Raw genomic sequence first — 18181 nt, forward strand, 5'->3', positions numbered from 1 at the left:
TTGAAAACTCAAAGTTAAAGGACTTTGAAAGTTTAAAAACTATAATTAAACTAAGTAATAAAAATATGTCTCATTACGAAGCACCCATAAGGGAACCTTTAGTACTAGGTGATAAAAGTTATCACGATATTACAGAAGACATTGCAAAACCTATTGAAGGAGTTGCAAATAAAAATTGGTACATAGCATTTTATATCTCTTTGGCTGCAACGCTTTGGGGATTTGGATGTATTTTTTACACCATAGGTACTGGTATTGGAGTTTGGGGATTGAACAAGAACATTGGTTGGGCTTGGGATATTACAAACTTTGTATGGTGGGTAGGTATTGGTCACGCAGGAACACTAATTTCTGCAGTACTATTATTATTCCGTCAAAAATGGAGAATGGCAATTAACCGTTCTGCAGAAGCAATGACAATTTTCGCCGTTTTTCAAGCAGGATTGTTTCCATTGATTCACATGGGTAGACCATGGAATGGATACTGGGTACTGCCAATGCCAAATCAATTTGGTTCGTTATGGGTAAACTTTAACTCACCATTATTATGGGATGTTTTTGCAATATCAACGTATTTATCTGTATCATTAGTTTTCTGGTGGACAGGTTTATTACCAGATTTTGCAATGATTAGAGATAGAGCTGTGAAGCCTTTCCAAAAGAAAATATATGCTTTATTATCATTCGGTTGGTCTGGTAGAGCAAAAGACTGGCAACGTTTTGAAGAAGTATCTTTGGTACTTGCAGGTTTAGCAACACCATTAGTACTTTCTGTACATACAATTGTATCTATGGATTTTGCTACTTCTATTAACCCAGGTTGGCACTCAACTATTTTCCCTCCTTATTTCGTAGCAGGAGCAATCTTTTCTGGATTTGCAATGGTACAAACGTTATTAGGAATTATGAGAAAAGTTACTAACTTAGAAGATTACATTACACGTATGCACATTGAGTATATGAACATTGTAATTATCTTAACAGGTGGTATTGTAGCTGTAGCGTATGCAACTGAGTTCTTTATTGCTTGGTATACAGGTTCACCTTATGAGAACTATACCTATTTATCTGTAGGTGCTGCAACGGGGCCTTATGCTTGGGCATTCTGGTCACTAATATTATTCAATATTATTACACCACAGTTATTATGGATTAAGAAATTTAGAAGAAGTTTTGTAATTACTTTTATTATTTCTATTGCAATTAACATTGGTATGTGGTTTGAGCGTTTCGATATTATAGCAATTGTATTAAGTAAAGGTCATTTACCATCTACATGGTGGCGTTTTGAACCTACGTTTGTAGATGTTGGTATTTTTGTGGGAACTATAGGTTTCTTTGGTGTATTATTCTTATTATACGCAAGAACATTCCCAGTAATTGCACAAGCGGAAGTAAAAACAATTTTAAAATCTTCTGGAGAGTTTTACAAGAAGAGAAGAGAACAAGGTATACCAACTAAACCAGCTATTAATGTAGCAAACGTAGCAGGTACAACTGATAAATCTAATAAAGAATAATTATGGAATCATCAAAAGTTATTCACGCATTTTATAATGATGACGAAGTTCTAATGGACGCAGTGAAAGCTGTTAAAGCAGAACATCTTCATATAGAAGAAGTATTTTGTCCTTTTCCAGTTCACGGTTTAGACAAAGCAATGGGATTAGCACCAACAAGATTAGCAATTACTGCGTTCTTATACGGAATTACAGGATTAGCATTTGCTATTTGGATGACTAATTACATGATGATTCAAGATTGGCCACAAGATATTGGTGGTAAGCCAAACTTTTCTTGGTGGGCAAACATGCCTGCGTTTGTGCCAATTATGTTTGAATTAACAGTGTTTTTTGCAGCCCACTTAATGGTAATTACTTTTTATATGAGAAGTAGATTATGGCCATTTAAAGAAGCTGAGAACCCAGATCCAAGAACTACAGATGATCATTTTTTAATGGAAATCCCTGTAAACAACAACGAAGCTAAAATTATTGATTTATTAGCTAGTACAGGAGCTGTGGAAATTAATGTAGTAGACAAGCACTAATATATAGAAAATGAAGAATTTTAAATTAATTATCGCTTTATTTACGCTTACAAGTATCATTTCTTGTAATGATAAAACTAAGCCGCAATTACAATTTATGCCAGATATGTACGTATCTGTGCCTTATGATGTAAATGGAGCCAATGGTCTTAACGGAGAACCTGTAAACATTAAACCTGTTGCAGGGACAATTGCAAGAGGCGGACATGCTACTTATGATATCCCTAATACAAATGAAGGATATGAATTGTCTAAACTTACGGTTACTAATCCGTTAGAAACTACAGAAGAAAGTTTAGCAAATGGAAAAGCAATGTACGAGATCTATTGTGCAACGTGTCATGGAAAAGCAGGAGATGGTAATGGAGTTTTATCTCAAAGAGATAAATTTTCTGGTATCCCTAATTATAAAGATAGAGATATTAACACAGGGAGTATTTATCATGTAATTATGCACGGTAAAAACTTAATGGGTTCACATGCATCTCAAACAACGTATACAGAGCGTTGGCAAATAGTACAGTACGTAGAAAAATTACGTTCAGAATTATAATTTCAATTAGAAAGAATACGAAAAAGATATGTATCAATTCTCAGGTAAATTAAAAACATTCTCATTAGCACTAATACTTATTGGTTTAGTGGGAATTGGTTATGGTTTTTATTCAGCTCCTAAAACAGTTGAAGAAGCTAAAGAAATTATTGCACAACAGGCTTCACATGGTGATAGTCATGCTACTTCTCATGAAGAAGTTAGTGCTGATGGGCATAAAAGTGAAGCACATGGTGAAAGCCATGCTTCAGTAGATGGATCTCATGATGACGCACATGCTGAACATGTTTTACATCAGTTAAAAAATAAACCATGGTCTGCAGTATATGTAGCATTGTTTTTCTTTTTAGGAATTACTTTATTGGTATTAGCTTTTTATGCAATTCAAAGAGTTGCGCAAGCGGGTTGGTCTATACTTTTGTTTAGGTTAATGGAAGCAATTACTGCTAACTTAGTACCAACTTCAATTGTAATGGTTCTTATAGTAATTTCGGCTGTAATGAATTGGAATCATATGTTTCCATGGATGGCAGAAGGAGTATTTGATCCTACAAGTCCTAATTATGATCCTATTGTAGATGGTAAATCTTGGTGGATAAACGTACCAGGTTGGGCTATTAGAAGTATTATCTATTTAGCTTTATGGAATGCATACAGATGGTTCATCCGTAGAAACTCTATAAAAGAAGATACTGCAAATGATGGAGGAAAAACTTATAAATTGAGTTATAATGTTTCTGTAGGTTTTATCTTCGTATTTATGATTACTGAAACAATGATGTCTTGGGATTGGATTATGGGATTAGACCCTCACTGGTTCTCTACATTATTCGGTTGGTATGTTTTATCTAGTTTATTAGTAAGTGCATTAACAGTAATTGCGTTAGTAACAATATACTTACGTTCTAAAGGAGCTTTACCAGGTGTAAACGATAGTCATATTCATGATTTAGCAAAATATATGTTTGGTTTTTCTATCTTCTGGACGTACTTATGGTTTTCTCAATTTATGTTAATCTGGTATGCAGATATTCCAGAAGAGACCACTTATTTTGCGATGAGATTTAATGAATATAACTTTCCTTTCTTAGCAATGGTCGTAATGAACTTTGCTTTTCCAGTATTGTTATTATTAAACAGTGACTTTAAAAGTATTCCTTGGTTTATCGTTATTGGAGGTGTTGCAATTCTTTGCGGACATTATATAGATATTTTTGTAATGGTTATGCCTGGTACTGTTGGAGCCCAATGGTCTTTCGGTATCCCTGAAATTGGTGCAATATTGTTCTTCTTAGGAGTCTTTATATATGCTACTTTTAGTTCTTTTGCAAAAGCAAGTGCTATACCAACTGGTAATCCTTTCATAGAAGAAAGTAAACATTACCACTATTATAATATTGAACACAGAGGAGAAGGTTCAGGAGATCATCATTAATAAATAATTTGAATTAAAATAATTAAGACGAGATAAATATGCTAGCTCTATTTTATATTTTTATAGCTGTTGCAATCGGTGTAAGTTTTTGGCAAATAACCAGAATATTAAACTTAAGAAGCGTAATCGCTACTGATAAAGACAACGCAACCCAAGGTAGAAATGCCATTTACTTTATGGTTTTTTTATATGCAATGATGATTTATTGTTTAATCTTCATGAATGTTGTAATGTTACCAGAATCTGCTTCTTATGAAGGAGAACATGATGATAACCTTTTTGATATTACATTTTGGTTAATTGGTATTGTTCAATTTTTAATGCAATTCTTAATCTTCTATTTTACCTTTAAGTATAAAGGAGAGAAAGGAAAGAAAGCAAAATTCTATTCAGATAGTCACAAATTAGAGGCTATTTGGACTATTACTCCAGCTGTTGTTTTAGTTGTTTTAATTGGTTATGGATTATGGCAATGGAATAACATCATGGATTTATCTGACTTAGAAGATCCTGTAGTGATAGAAGTTTATGCTCAGCAGTTTAGATGGGATGCTCGTTATGCAGGTGAAGATAATACGTTAGGTTTAGGAAACGTAAATTATATTAAAGGTATGAACACTATTGGTGTTGATATGGATGATAAAAATGCTTTAGATGATAAACAAGTAACTGAATTGTATTTACCTAAAGGTAGAAAAGTTCATTTCAAGTTTCGTTCTCAAGACGTTTTACACTCAGCTTATATGCCTCACTTTAGAGCGCAAATGAACTGTGTACCAGGTATGGTTACTGAATTTGGTTTTACTCCAAAATATACTACTGCAGAGATGAGACAACAATCTGAGGTAGTAGAGAAAACTGCAGGAATCAATAAGATAAGAAAAGCTAAAGGAGAAGATCCTTATGAGTTTGATTATTTATTGTTATGTAATAAAATTTGTGGAGCTTCTCACTATAACATGCAAATGAAAATTACAGTTGTAGAGCAAGAAGAATATGACAAATGGATTGCAGAGCAACCAACATTATCATCAGTTTTAAATAATAATAATTAAAAGACACTACAAATAAATAAGATTATGTCAGAACATCATCATAAAGAAACATTTGTAACAAAATATATTTTTAGCCAAGATCATAAAATGATTTCTAAGCAGTTCTTAGTAACTGGTATTTTTATGGGAATTATTGGGGTATTTATGTCTATGTTATTTCGTATGCAAATTGCATGGCCAGAAAAATCATTTTCTATAATTGAAGCATTTTTAGGAGATCACCAAACAGACGGTGTAATGAATCCAGATATGTACTTAGCTTTGGTAACAATACATGGTACTATAATGGTATTCTTTGTATTAACGGCAGGTTTAAGTGGTACATTTTCTAACTTATTAATACCATTGCAAATTGGAGCTAGAGATATGGCTTCTGGTTTTTTAAACATGGTTTCATACTGGATGTTCTTTGTTTCATGCATCATCATGGTGTGCTCTTTGTTTGTTGAAGCTGGTCCAGCAGCAGCAGGATGGACAATCTATCCTCCATTAAGTGCCTTACCACAAGCAATTCCAGGTTCTGGAATGGGTATGACATTATGGTTAGTTTCTATGGCTATTTTTATTGCTTCTTCTTTAATAGGATCTTTAAACTATATAGCTACTGTTTTTAACTTAAGAACAAAAGGAATGAAAATGACAAGATTGCCTTTAACAATTTGGGCATTCTTTGTAACTGCCATTATTGGTGTAGTTTCTTTCCCTGTATTATTGTCTGCTTCTTTATTATTAATTTTTGATAGAAGTTTTGGTACTTCTTTCTATTTATCAGATATTTTTATTGCTGGTGAAGTTTTACATTATCAAGGTGGTTCTCCTGTATTATTCGAGCACTTATTTTGGTTCTTAGGTCACCCTGAGGTATATATTGTAATCTTACCTGCCATGGGTATTGTATCAGAAATTTTAGCAATCAATTCACGTAAGCCTATTTTTGGTTACCGTGCAATGATTGGTTCTATTATAGGAATTGCTTTTTTATCTACAATTGTTTGGGGACACCATATGTTTGTATCAGGGATGAATCCTTTCTTAGGGTCTGTATTTACATTTACAACGTTATTAATTGCAATTCCGTCTGCAGTAAAATCATTTAACTGGTTAACTACATTGTGGAAAGGTAATCTTCAATTAAATCCCGCCATGTTATTCTCTATCGGTTTGGTTTCTACATTCGTTACAGGAGGTTTAACAGGTATTGTTTTAGGAGATTCAGCTTTAGATATTAATGTTCATGATACGTACTTTGTTGTAGCGCATTTCCACTTAGTAATGGGTGTTTCTGCTATTTTTGGAATGTTTGCTGGTGTGTATCATTGGTTTCCTAAAATGTATGGTAGAATGATGAATAAAACATTAGGATATTGGCATTTCTGGTTAAGCATCATTTGTGCTTACGGAGTTTTCTGGCCAATGCACTTTATAGGTTTAGCAGGTTTACCAAGAAGATATTATTCTAACACAGCATTTCCTATGTTCGATGATTTATCTGATATTAATATAGTAATTACATTGTTTGCCTTAGTTGGTGGTTTTGCTCAAATATTTTTTATTGCAAACTTTTTTATATCTATTTATAGAGGACAAAAAGCAACAATGAATCCTTGGAATGCAACTACTTTAGAATGGACAACTCCTGTAGAGCATGTACACGGAAACTGGCCAGGGAAATTACCAGAAGTACATAGATGGGCATATGACTATAGTAAGCGTGTAGATCCAAATGATGATGAGAGTGACTATTTGCATGGTGAAGACTTTGTGTTACAAACTGTGCCTTTACTAGATGGTGAGCAACCTTCTTAGGATATAAAACACATCATTTAGTTTTAAATGATATTTAAGATATAAAACCAGTGAATTTATTCACTGGTTTTTTTGTTTTTATAAATGTTTATAGCATTCGTTAGAAAGTGTGGTTGTTGAGTGATTTTGTCTCTAATGAATTAATAAAGTATTTATATGTATAAAAGCATAACAACTGAAGTAGAACAAGTTATTGTTAGCTGTTTTAGAGTTTATGATAGCATTACTAATGCGGCGTTTTTACTTTTTAATAATTTCCTTTATGGATCAGAATAATAGGTCTTTAAAAGAGCTGTTTTAAAACTTTTCAAAACTTAAATAGTAGAATTTTTCACATGTAATTTAACATTAGTACTCAATTCAATGGCTGTTATTGTACAGAAATGGTATTCGTTATCATTAAAAAACTAAAGAGATTCAATTGATATAAATGTAAAGTATTATGCTTTTGATGTATAGTTGTATTTGAATAAATGACAATTTTAACTGATAAAATTATCTATTTTATCATTAGGTATAAACCCTTTTAGAATTAAGAATACACCACAGATAATTAATATAATTCCCATTATTCTCTTTAGTCGATAGATTACTAAAGGAGTCATTTTGCTTTTTAGCTGTTTTGCCAAGAATATTTTTCCAAGATCTGTAATTGCATAACCTAAAATTATGGTAGCAAAATACCAAAAGATACTGTTAGAATTCATGTTTAAAGTAGGTCCAATTACCAACACAGTACCTAACCAAAATGCTAACACACCAATATTTATAAAGTTTAAAAAGTAACCTTTAAAAAACAGTTTTATATAGTTGTTTTTAACAGGCACCACTATTGTTTCTGCAGATGCTAAAGCTTCCTTTTTGTTTTGTTTGTCAAAATAAGTTATTAGACCGTATACAATAAGAACAAGACCACCAATAAAGAATAGTCTAGGGTCATCTTTAATTTTTTCTAAAAAAGATCTACTACCAAAATATGCCATACATATAAAAGTAACATCACCCAAAAGTACACCAAGATCAAATGCAATTGCGGCTCTTGCTCCTTTTAATATACTGGTTTGAATAAGCATAAAAAAAACAGGCCCTATCATAAAAGCCATGAAAAAACCTATCAAAAAAGCATTCTTAAAGTCGTAAATATCCATTGGATAAAGGTAATTGTTTAATTACGATTTACCAATTATCAGTTTTTTAAATTGTCTTAGTAATGTATCAAGTTTAAGTAGAATAATGTTGTTAGTTTTATGAGACTTTTCTCTATGTTCCAAGTTACACTGTTGTGAATTTTGGGGCGTTTAAAACTTATTTTACCAGATGTTTTTGTCATTCCACAGTTTGTCTTTTCGATCCTTTTGTGAAGAAATCATATAAAGTTGTTAAACTTGGTGTGCTGACTGTTAATAGATTTTTTAATACTTTGAAGTGATATTCTTGCGATATGTAATACACATAACTGAATCCGCGTTAGGGATAGTAGCGACATCCTTTTTGTTTTTTAGCAAAAAGATATAGCGGAAAGCCCGCTCGAACGCCCAAAAAATAGTGGTAATTATAAAAGTTGATACCTACAAGGCTTTTGAAACCTTGCAGGTATCAACTAAATATTTTTAAACATCATCAAAATCTATAGAGATTTTTGAAGTTGTAGGGTATGCCTGACAAGCTAAAACTAATCCTTCTTCAATTTCGCTATCTGTTAAAATGGAATTCTTAACCATAATAGCATTTCCTTCTGTAACTTTACACATACAGGTGCTACAAACTCCTCCTTGGCAAGAATAAGGAGCATCTAAATTGTTACGTAAACTGGCCGATAAAAGATCGTCAGTTTGGTTCATCGTAAAGGTTGTTTCTTCATCATCTAGCATTACAATAACTTCTGTAGTACCTTCTTTTATCTCCGCTACAGCCTCTTCATCTATAGAGGTTGTAAATAATTCAAAATGAATATCCTCTTTAGCAAAACCACGTTCTGTAAGTGTTGCAGAAACTTCTTCAATCATACTTTCTGGTCCACATAAAAAAGCAGCATCAAAAGAAGTATTTTTGTAACTATTGTTAATGTAGAAATTGGTGTGTGCTTTGTCTATTCTACCAAATAAAGAACCTTCTAGCTGTTCTCTACTACAAATGTAATGTATATTAAAACGGTCTGGGTTTGCTTCTTTTAAAGCATCTAATTCTTCTTTAAAAATAGTATCTGCAACTGTTTTGTTACCATAAATTAATGTAAAAGTAGACGTAACTTCGTTTTCTAATACATCTTTAACCATAGATAGAATTGGTGTAATACCAGATCCTGCAGCAAAAGCAATGTAGTTTTTATTAGGTTTTGTTTCTAATGTAAACAAACCTTCAGGTTCAGAAATTTCAATAAAATTTCCTTCTTTTAATTCTGTAGTTGCATACGTAGAAAAAGTACCATTCTCTACTGCTTTAATTGCTACTTTTAAATAAGAATCGCTAGGAGATGAACAAATAGAATACGCTCTTCTAACCTCTTTGCCGTTAATTGTTTTTTTAAGTGTTAAGTATTGCCCTGCATGAAAAGCAAACTTAGACTTTAAATTTCCGGGTATTTTAAATACAAGAGAAACCGCATCTGCGGTTTCTCTTATCACTTCGTGTATATTTACTTTATGAAATGTTGCCATTAAAAATGTTTATTTTATACCAAATTATTTGCAATTAAATATTCGGCAATTTGTATTGTGTTTGTAGCTGCACCTTTACGTAAGTTGTCTGCAACGATCCACAAATTTAAGGTATTTTCTTGAGATTCATCCCTTCTAATTCTACCAACAAAAACTTCATCCTTATCATGTGCATTTATTGCCATCGGATACACGTTGTTAGCCAAATCATCCTCTACAATTACTCCAGGAGTTTCACTTAATATTTTTCTAACTTCCGCTAAATCAAAGGCATTTTCAAACTGAACGTTTACAGCTTCAGAATGTCCACCTGCAGTAGGAATTCTAACCGCAGTTGCAGTAACAGAAAAAGAATCATCACGTAAAATTTTCTTAGGTTCTTTTACCAATTTCATTTCCTCTTTAGTATATCCGTTCTCTAAGAAAACATCACAATGCGGAATTGCATTTCTACCAATTTTATGAGGATATGCCATTTCGCCATCAATACCAGCCTCTTCATTATCTAATTGTTGCACAGCTTTAACGCCAGAACCAGAAACAGATTGATATGTAGAAATAACTACACGTTTCATTTTATACTTTAAATGTAACGGAGATAAAACTGCTACTAACTGAATTGTAGAACAGTTAGGGTTTGCAATAATTTTATCGTCTTTTGTTAAAACGTCTCCATTAATTTCTGGAACCACTAATTTTTTTGTTGGGTCCATTCTCCAAGCAGAAGAATTGTCGATAACTGTTGTACCAACTTCAGCAAATTTAGGCGCCCACTCTACAGAAGTATCTCCACCTGCAGAAAATAAAGCGATATCTGGCTTCATTTTTACGGCGTCTTCTAAGGTTACTACGGTATATTCTTTTCCTTTATATGATAATTTCTTTCCAGCAGATCTTGCAGAAGCTACAGGAATTAATTCCGTTATTGGTAAGTTACGCTCTTCTAAAACTTTTAACATTACTGTGCCCACCATTCCAGTTGCACCTACTACAGCTATTTTCATCGCCTAAAAATTTAATATTATATTGAGTTGCAAATATCCTAAAAATAATAATTATATAAATCACTTAATCCCTTATAAATCAACCAAAGTTTAAAATTGAATCACAAATTTTTCTAATGTTTAAATTTAAACAGTTTGTGGTAATTTTTAAATAATAGGTTCTTTATTCTTTTGAAGCTATTTCCTGCTTTCCGTTATATCTTTTTTATGAAAAATAAAAAAGGATGTCACTTCAATCAGGGCTAACCTTGTTTGCTAACTTTTTTAATACCTGGCAAAGTCTCTCAAATCCATGATATAAATCATAAAATCTCTTTCTAAAATCAGTAACTTTGCGGCTTATAAAAAAAACTGAAACGAGTTCAGTTTAAAACGTTAACCTAATTAGTATAGCATGCAACTGTACAATAAGTTAAGCGCAATAGAACGCGCTGCATTAATAGACGAAGCTGGCAAAGACCGCTTAACAATTTCTTTTTATCAATATTTTAAGATAGAAAACCCACAATTATTTAGAGATAAGTTATTCTTAGAATGGAACGAACTCGATGTTTTAGGTCGAATTTATGTTTCATACGAAGGGATCAATGCTCAATTATCTGTTCCATCAGAAAACTTTTACGCTTTAAAAGACCAATTAGATAGTATTTCTTTTTTAAAAGACATTCGTTTAAATGTTGCTGTAGAGCAAGACAATAAATCGTTTTTAAAGTTAAAAGTAAAAGTTAGAAACAAAATTGTTGCCGATGGTTTAAATGACGAAACTTTTGATGTTACTGCCAAAGGTGTGCATTTAAATGCAGCAGAATTTAATGCAATGTTAGCAAACCCAGATACGGTTTGTGTAGACATGCGTAACCACTACGAAAGTGAAATTGGTCATTTTGATGGAGCTGTAACTCCGGATGTAGATACATTTAGAGATTCTTTAGATATTATTGAAGAAGATTTAAAAGACAACAAAGAAGATAAAAATTTGTTGATGTATTGTACTGGAGGAATTCGTTGTGAAAAAGCATCAGCCTATTACAAACACAAAGGTTTTAAAAACGTTTTTCAATTAGAAGGCGGAATTATAGAATACACACGTCAGGTAAAAGAAGAAGGTATCGAAAATAAATTTATCGGTAAAAACTTTGTATTCGATCATAGAAGAGCTGAACGTATTACAGACGATGTAGTTTCTAACTGTCATCAATGTGGTAAAGCTTGTGATGAGCATACAAATTGTGCAAACGAAGCATGTCATTTATTATTTATTCAATGTGATGAATGTGCAGAAAGAACAGAAAACACTTGTTCTGCAGATTGTCAAGAAATAATTCAATTATCTTTTGAGGAGCAAAAGGAATTAAGAAAAGGAAAAGGAAACAGCAACAAAATCTTTAAGAAAGGTCGCTCTGAATCTTTAAAATTTAAAAAATAAAGTCATGCAAAAAATCGAATTAATGGCGCCAGCCGGTAATTTTGAATCTATGCAAGCTGCTTTAGACAATGGTTGCGATTCTATTTATTTTGGGGTAGAGCAACTAAATATGCGAGCAAGAGCTTCTGTTAATTTTACTTTAGATGATTTAGAAGAGATTTCTAAAAGATGTTCAGAAAAAAATGTGAGAACATATCTTACATTAAATACCATAGTTTATGATCATGATCTATCAATAGTAAAAACCTTGATAAAACGCGCAAAAGAAGCAAATATTACGGCGGTAATTGCCATGGATCAAGCGGTGATTTCTATGGCTAGAGAACAGCAAATGGAAGTCCATATTTCTACGCAAATAAACATTACAAATATAGAAACGGTTAAGTTTTATGCACTTTTTGCAGATACTATTGTTTTAAGTAGAGAGTTGAGTTTACGACAAGTAAAAAAGATTACAGAAGCAATTGAGAAAGATCAAATAAAAGGACCTTCGGGTAGGTTGGTTGAAGTTGAAATTTTTGGTCATGGTGCTTTGTGTATGGCGGTTTCTGGTAAATGTTATATGAGCTTGCATTCGCATAATTCATCAGCAAACAGAGGTGCTTGTAAACAAAATTGCAGAAAAAAATACACGGTTATAGACCAAGAAACTGGTTTCGAAATGGAGTTAGATAATGAATACATAATGTCTCCAAAAGATTTGTGTACCATCGATTTTTTAGACCAAGTTGCAGATGCAGGAATCAAAGTTTTAAAAATTGAAGGTAGAGGAAGAGCACCAGAATATGTTGCCAAAGTAATTAAATGTTACAGAGATGCTATTGATAGTTTGGCAAACGGAACCTACGATAAAGCAAAAGTAATTTCTTGGATGCAAGAGCTAGAGAAAGTCTACAATCGTGGTTTTTGGAATGGTTATTATTTAGGTCAGAAATTAGGAGAATGGAGTAAAGAATCTGGTTCTCATGCAACGCAAAAGAAAGTCTACTTAGGGAAAGGAGAACATTATTTTGACAAAGCAAAAATCGGTCAGTTTAAAATTGATGCCTATGATGTTGCTTTGGGAGATACCATTTTAATTACTGGTCCAACAACAGGAGCACAAGAAATGGAAGTGAAACAAATGTTTGTAAATGATGTTGCGGCTGAAAAAGCAACTAAAGGAGATGAGCTTACCATGAAATTAGACTTTAAAATTAGAAGATCTGATAAGTTATATAAGATTGTAAAAACAGAATTCGCACAGAACTAATGGTGGTAATTACATTACAAAGAAACAAATGTATTGGTTGTAATTACTGTGTAGAAGTTGCTCCAAGTCAGTTTCAGATGTCAAAAAAAGACGGAAAATCTGTGTTGTTACATTCCATAGAAAAGAAAGGTTTTTTCACTATAAAATCTTTTGACGAATCTATTTTTTATCCTTCTTTAGAAGCAAAAAAAGCGTGTCCTGTAAAAATTATTGAAGTAAAGCAAGTTTAAGAATTACATAAGTTTTAAAATAAAGTCCTCATCTATTGAGGGCTTTTTTTTTGTTAAAAAAAGAGGTTTTTATACGAATACTAATTAAACCCATGCAAATACTAAACGGATTAAGAAGTAAACAATTTTTCAGACTACATTTGAAGTATCAATAAATTAAAAACTAGTTTTGTTAACTTTCATAAAGCTATTTTTTCATTCTTTGAGAATGCGTATATTTACGAATTAGTGAAGATGAGGCGGTGTGTTAGTATCTGCTTGATAATCAATTTATGAACCAAGAGGTTTTTAGGTTTTATAGCGATTTTTTTAGTGGATTTGCTGCTAATAATAAACTTTAAAGACTATCAACTATAAAAATATATATACTTACATGGCATGTGGAAGTTGTGGTACAACAGAAAATGGAGTACCAAAAGGTTGCAAGAGTAATGGTAATTGTGGGTCAGGAACCTGCGGAAGTGGTAGTAATAAACTAGCCGTTTTTGATTGGTTGTCTAACATGACGTTACCAAGCGGACAAGAAAGATTTAATATTTTTGAAGTCCGTTTTAAAAACGGAAGGAAACATTTTTATACAAACCCAGATAATTTACCCATCACTATGGGAGATATTGTGGCGGTAGAAGGATCTCCAGGACATGATATTGGTACGGTTTCTCTGGCAGGAGAGTTGGTAAAAGTGCAAATGAAAAAACGCAAAATTACCGCAGATCATGAAGATGTAAAGAAAATTTACAGAAAAGCGAGTCAGAGAGATATCGATATTTGGCAAGAGGCAAGAGGGAAAGAAGAAGAAACGCAAAGAAAAGGAAGAGAAATTCTAGGTCGTTTAGGTTTACAAATGAAATTGTCTGATGTAGAATATCAGGGTGATGGAAACAAAGCTACGTTCTATTATACGGCAGATACAAGAGTAGATTTTAGACAGTTAATTAGAGACTTAGCAAGTGCATTTTCTATTCGTGTAGAAATGAAACAAGTAGGTGCAAGACAAGAAGCTGCTCGTTTAGGTGGTGTTGGTTCTTGTGGTAGAGAATTATGTTGTTCTACCTGGTTAACAGATTTTAGAAAAGTAACAACCTCTGCGGCACGTTATCAGCAATTATCTTTAAATCCGCTAAAGTTAGCAGGACAATGTGGTAAACTAAAGTGTTGTTTAAATTTTGAATTAGACACGTATTTAGATGCTTTAAAATCATTTCCGAAACAAGATTTGGTATTAAAAACCGAAAAAGGAGATGCTGTTTTTGTAAAGATGGATATTTTTAAGAACCATCTTTGGTATACTTACAAAGAAGAACGTTTTAAATGGTTTAGACTTACGTTAGAACAAGTTTTAGAAATCATAGCGCTTAATAAAAATAATGAAAAATCTATTTCGTTAGAAGAATATGAAGCGGATGTAGAAATCCCTGTAAAAGTAGATTTCGAAGATGCTGTTGGGCAAGATAGTTTAACGCGTTTTGATGCTCCTAAAACAAGCAATCGTAAGAGAAGAAATAAGAAAAAACCGGTGGCAGTTGCTAATAATAATACCAATAAGCCAAGGACAAGGTCTAACCCAAATCAAAAACCAAACCCTAACCAAAAGGCAACAACCAGTCAAAAGCCGAACCCAAATCAGAAAAGAAAGCCACAGGCTAAGAAACAACCAAATACAAATCCAAATCAGAAGCCTAAAGCCAAACTGAATCCGAATGCAAATGCAAACCCAAATCAGAAGGCTAATGCAAACACTCAGCCTAAACCAAGGCCACAAAGAAAACCCAGACCGAAACCTCAAGGAGATGTAAAGAAACCTGAAGGAGAATCTAAGGATATAAAAAAGCCAGAAGGTGAAGTTAAAAAGGTAAATAAGCCAAGAAGAAATAATAGAAACCGTAAAAATAATAACCCTAAAAATGACAACAATTCTGAAAAGTAATCCTTTTTTAATTGTTTTAGGATCTCTTTTATTGCTGTTTTCTTGTGATGATAAATCAGATTTTAATCTATATAAATCAATAGATAATGATGGTTGGAAAGCGAATGAGAAAATATTTTTTGAGTTTGATGTAAAAGACACTATTTCTCCAAAAAATCTATTTATCAATATTAGAAATAATAATGAGTATGCCTATAGTAATTTGTACCTTATTACAGAGCTTGTTTTTCCTAATGAAACAAAGGTTGTAGATACTTTACAATACGAAATGGCAGATAAAACAGGACGTTTTTTAGGTGTTGGTTTTACAGAGATTAAAGAAAATAAATTATTTTATAAAGAAAAAAAGGCATTTCCAGTTTCTGGAAATTATACATTTAATGTGCGCCATGCAATGCGTAAAAATGGAGAAGTAAAACCAATTGAATTTTTAAAAGGAATTCAGGATGTTGGTTTTAGCATAGAAAATTAAATTAGAAAATGACACAGAAGAAAACGACAGATTTTAAAAAATATATTAAATGGTTTTGGTTGCTAGTCCTAGGTGGATTTGCATCAATATTATTATTGTTTTTAATTGCTTCTTGGGGTGGTTTAGGAAAATTACCAACGTTTGAAGAGTTAGAGAATCCAGAAAATAACTTAGCTACAGAAATTATTTCTTCAGATGGTAAAACATTGGGTAAATATGCTACAGAAAATAGAACACCTATTAAATTTACTGATTTACCAGATAATTTAATAAAAGCATTAGTAGCAACGGAAGATGAACGTTTTTTTGAGCATTCTGGTATCGATTTTAAAGGAACTGCAAGAGCTATCTTAAAACCCGGAAGTGGAGGTGCTAGTACAATTACACAGCAATTAGCAAAAATGTTATTTACTGGTAGAGCTTCTAGAAATATCTTTCTAAGAGTTGGTCAAAAAGTAAAAGAATGGGTGGTTGCTACAAAATTAGAAAGACAGTATACTAAAAACGAAATTCTTACAATGTACTTAAATAAGTACGATTTTATAAACCAAGCAGTTGGTATTCGTTCTGCAGCTCGTATTTATTTTGGTAAAGAACCAAAAGAATTAGAGGTGCAAGAATCTGCAATGTTGGTAGGGATGTTAAAAAATGCATCACTATTTAATCCTTTAAGAAGAGCTGAACGTGTAAAAAATCGTAGGGATGTTGTGTTAAAACAAATGAACCGTAGCGAATTTATTTCAGAACAAGAAAAAGATTCTTTACAGGCATTAGATTTAGGTTTAGATATTCATAAAGAAGGACATAGTGATGGTTCTGCAACTTATTTTAGAACGTATTTACAAAAATATTTAAGAAAATGGGTAGAGGAAAATCCGAAACCAAATGGAGAAGAATACAATATTTTTAGAGACGGTTTAAAGATTTATGTAACTATAGATTCTAGAATGCAAAAATATGCGGAAGAAGCTATTGAAGAACATATGTCTAATTTACAGTCTTACTTTTTTACAGAACAAAAAAGAAACAAAACAGCACCTTTTTATGATATAAAAGAATCTGAAATTAACAGAATTTTAGAAAGAGCTAAGAAAAACTCAGATAGATATAAGCGATTAAAAATTGCAGGAAAATCTAATAAGTATATTGATGAAGTTTTCAAAACAAAAACAGAAATGAGTGTTTTTTCTTGGAAAGGTGATATTGATACTATTATGTCTCCAATAGATTCTGTAAGATATTATAAATACTTTTTACGTGCTGGATTGTTATCTATTGAGCCACAATCTGGTCATATTAAAGCTTGGGTAGGAGGTGTTAATAACAAACATTTTAAATATGATGCTGTTGCGCAACAGAAAAGGCAAGTAGGTTCTACCTTTAAGCCATTTGTATATGCTGCTGCAATTAATCAATTAAAACTATCTCCTTGCGATGAGTTTCCAAACATACCTTATACAATTCCAAAAGGAAAATATGGAATACCTAAAGCCTGGACTCCAGAAAATGCAAGTAGAAAGTATGGTGGAATGCTAAGTTTAAAAGATGGTTTAGCGGGTTCTGTAAATACAATGTCTGCAAGATTAATAGATATGGTTGGTCCAGAAAATGTAGTGCGTTTAGCAAAATCTGCTGGTATAGAAAGTGATATCCCTGCAAACCCTTCTATTGCATTAGGAGCCGTAGATTTATCATTATTAGAAATGGTAAGTGCCTATTCTACATTTGCAAATCAAGGTTTACGAGTTGCACCAATGATTTTAACAAGAATCGAAGATAAAAATGGAACTGTTTTAGAAGAATTTACACCAGAAACGAAAGAAGTTTTAAGCGAAGAATCTGCTTACGTTGTGTTAGATTTATTAAAGGGAGTTACCCAATCTGGTTCTGGTGTTCGTTTACGTTTGACTTGGAAAAGAGCAGATTATATTACAGGTAATCCTTATGGATTTAAAAATCCAATTGCTGGTAAAACAGGGACTACTCAAAATCAATCAGATGGTTGGTTTATGGGGATTGTACCTAATTTAGCAACAGGTGTTTGGACTGGTGGAGAAGATAGAGCAACTCATTTTGCAGGTATTGCAAAAGGACAAGGGGCTACAATGGCTTTACCTTCTTGGGCATTATATATGCAAAAAGTATATGCAGATGAAACGTTAAATGTGAGTAAGGAAGATTTTGAAAAACCAGCTAATTTATCAATCAATATCGACTGTAATGATACATCTGATGATGAGGATACTCCTATAGATGTAGATACCGATTTTTAGTATAGAAAGAGTTTCCTAAGTTTTTAGGAGATTCTTTATTT

The 18181-nt window shown here is 32.4% G+C and carries 15 protein-coding genes; 12 read left to right on the plus strand and 3 right to left on the minus strand.

All coding sequences use genetic code 11. The annotated features are described in order from the left end of the window. The first annotated feature begins 65 nt into the window (after positions 1-65). Genes nrfD through GQS57_RS06005 form a run of 6 tightly spaced genes read left to right on the plus strand, consistent with a single transcriptional unit; the run spans position 66 to position 6899 of the window. Positions 66-1520 carry an NrfD/PsrC family molybdoenzyme membrane anchor subunit gene (gene nrfD / locus GQS57_RS05980; RefSeq protein ID WP_165731662.1) on the plus strand — a complete coding sequence of 485 codons (1455 nt, stop codon included), beginning with the start codon at positions 66-68 and terminating at the stop codon, positions 1518-1520. Positions 1521-1522: 2 nt separating this feature from the next. Then, complete coding sequence (locus GQS57_RS05985; RefSeq protein ID WP_165731663.1) at positions 1523-2050, plus strand: DUF3341 domain-containing protein; 528 nt, start codon at positions 1523-1525, stop codon at positions 2048-2050. A 10-nt stretch (positions 2051-2060) separates the two neighbouring features. After that, the gene (locus GQS57_RS05990) at positions 2061-2603 is read left to right on the plus strand and encodes a cytochrome c (protein WP_205860218.1); all 543 of its coding nucleotides are present in this window, start codon (positions 2061-2063) and stop codon (positions 2601-2603) included. Positions 2604-2631: 28 nt separating this feature from the next. Next, positions 2632-4038, plus strand: a complete 1407-nt coding sequence (locus GQS57_RS05995; protein WP_165731664.1) for a quinol:cytochrome C oxidoreductase — start codon at positions 2632-2634, stop codon at positions 4036-4038. A gap of 38 nt (positions 4039-4076) precedes the next feature. Beyond that, positions 4077-5093 carry a cytochrome c oxidase subunit II gene (locus tag GQS57_RS06000; protein WP_165731665.1) on the plus strand — a complete coding sequence of 339 codons (1017 nt, stop codon included), beginning with the start codon at positions 4077-4079 and terminating at the stop codon, positions 5091-5093. A 24-nt stretch (positions 5094-5117) separates the two neighbouring features. Continuing rightward, positions 5118-6899 carry a cbb3-type cytochrome c oxidase subunit I gene (locus GQS57_RS06005; protein ID WP_165731666.1) on the plus strand — a complete coding sequence of 594 codons (1782 nt, stop codon included), beginning with the start codon at positions 5118-5120 and terminating at the stop codon, positions 6897-6899. 482 nt (positions 6900-7381) lie between these two features. Here GQS57_RS06005 and GQS57_RS06010 read toward each other — a convergent pair whose 3' ends face one another. The 3 genes from GQS57_RS06010 to GQS57_RS06020 form a co-directional block, all read right to left on the minus strand. Then, entirely contained in the window at positions 7382-8047 is a 666-nt protein-coding gene (locus GQS57_RS06010) for a LysE family translocator (RefSeq protein ID WP_165731667.1), read from the minus strand. 462 nt (positions 8048-8509) lie between these two features. After that, positions 8510-9556 carry a ferredoxin--NADP reductase gene (locus GQS57_RS06015; RefSeq protein ID WP_165731668.1) on the minus strand — a complete coding sequence of 349 codons (1047 nt, stop codon included), beginning with the start codon at positions 9554-9556 and terminating at the stop codon, positions 8510-8512. Positions 9557-9570: 14 nt separating this feature from the next. Next, positions 9571-10560 (minus strand): aspartate-semialdehyde dehydrogenase, encoded by a 990-nt coding sequence (locus GQS57_RS06020; RefSeq protein ID WP_165731669.1) that lies wholly within the window; start codon positions 10558-10560, stop codon positions 9571-9573. A gap of 394 nt (positions 10561-10954) precedes the next feature. Between GQS57_RS06020 and GQS57_RS06025 the strand changes: the two genes are divergently transcribed. The 6 genes from GQS57_RS06025 to GQS57_RS06050 all read left to right on the plus strand — a co-directional run bounded on the left by GQS57_RS06025 (position 10955) and on the right by GQS57_RS06050 (position 18140). Then, on the plus strand, positions 10955-11986 hold the full coding sequence (locus tag GQS57_RS06025) for a rhodanese-related sulfurtransferase (protein ID WP_165731670.1): 1032 nt from the start codon (positions 10955-10957) through the stop codon (positions 11984-11986). A gap of 4 nt (positions 11987-11990) precedes the next feature. Further along, positions 11991-13238, plus strand: coding sequence for a peptidase U32 family protein (locus GQS57_RS06030; protein ID WP_165731671.1), 1248 nt, complete (start codon positions 11991-11993; stop codon positions 13236-13238). After that, on the plus strand, positions 13238-13468 hold the full coding sequence (locus tag GQS57_RS06035; protein ID WP_165731672.1) for a ferredoxin: 231 nt from the start codon (positions 13238-13240) through the stop codon (positions 13466-13468). Before GQS57_RS06030 ends, GQS57_RS06035 begins: the two co-directional genes overlap by 1 nt. 373 nt (positions 13469-13841) lie before the next feature. Further along, positions 13842-15395 carry a regulatory iron-sulfur-containing complex subunit RicT gene (ricT, locus tag GQS57_RS06040; protein WP_165731673.1) on the plus strand — a complete coding sequence of 518 codons (1554 nt, stop codon included), beginning with the start codon at positions 13842-13844 and terminating at the stop codon, positions 15393-15395. After that, on the plus strand, positions 15373-15867 hold the full coding sequence (locus tag GQS57_RS06045) for a gliding motility lipoprotein GldH (protein ID WP_165731674.1): 495 nt from the start codon (positions 15373-15375) through the stop codon (positions 15865-15867). The genes ricT and GQS57_RS06045 overlap by 23 nt, the downstream gene beginning before the upstream one ends. Positions 15868-15875: 8 nt before the next feature. Beyond that, positions 15876-18140 (plus strand): penicillin-binding protein 1A, encoded by a 2265-nt coding sequence (locus GQS57_RS06050; RefSeq protein ID WP_165731675.1) that lies wholly within the window; start codon positions 15876-15878, stop codon positions 18138-18140. The last annotated feature ends 41 nt before the right edge of the window (positions 18141-18181 follow it).

This window comes from Polaribacter sp. 20A6 (genome assembly GCF_011378915.1).
GTDB lineage: Bacteria > Bacteroidota > Bacteroidia > Flavobacteriales > Flavobacteriaceae > Polaribacter > Polaribacter sejongensis.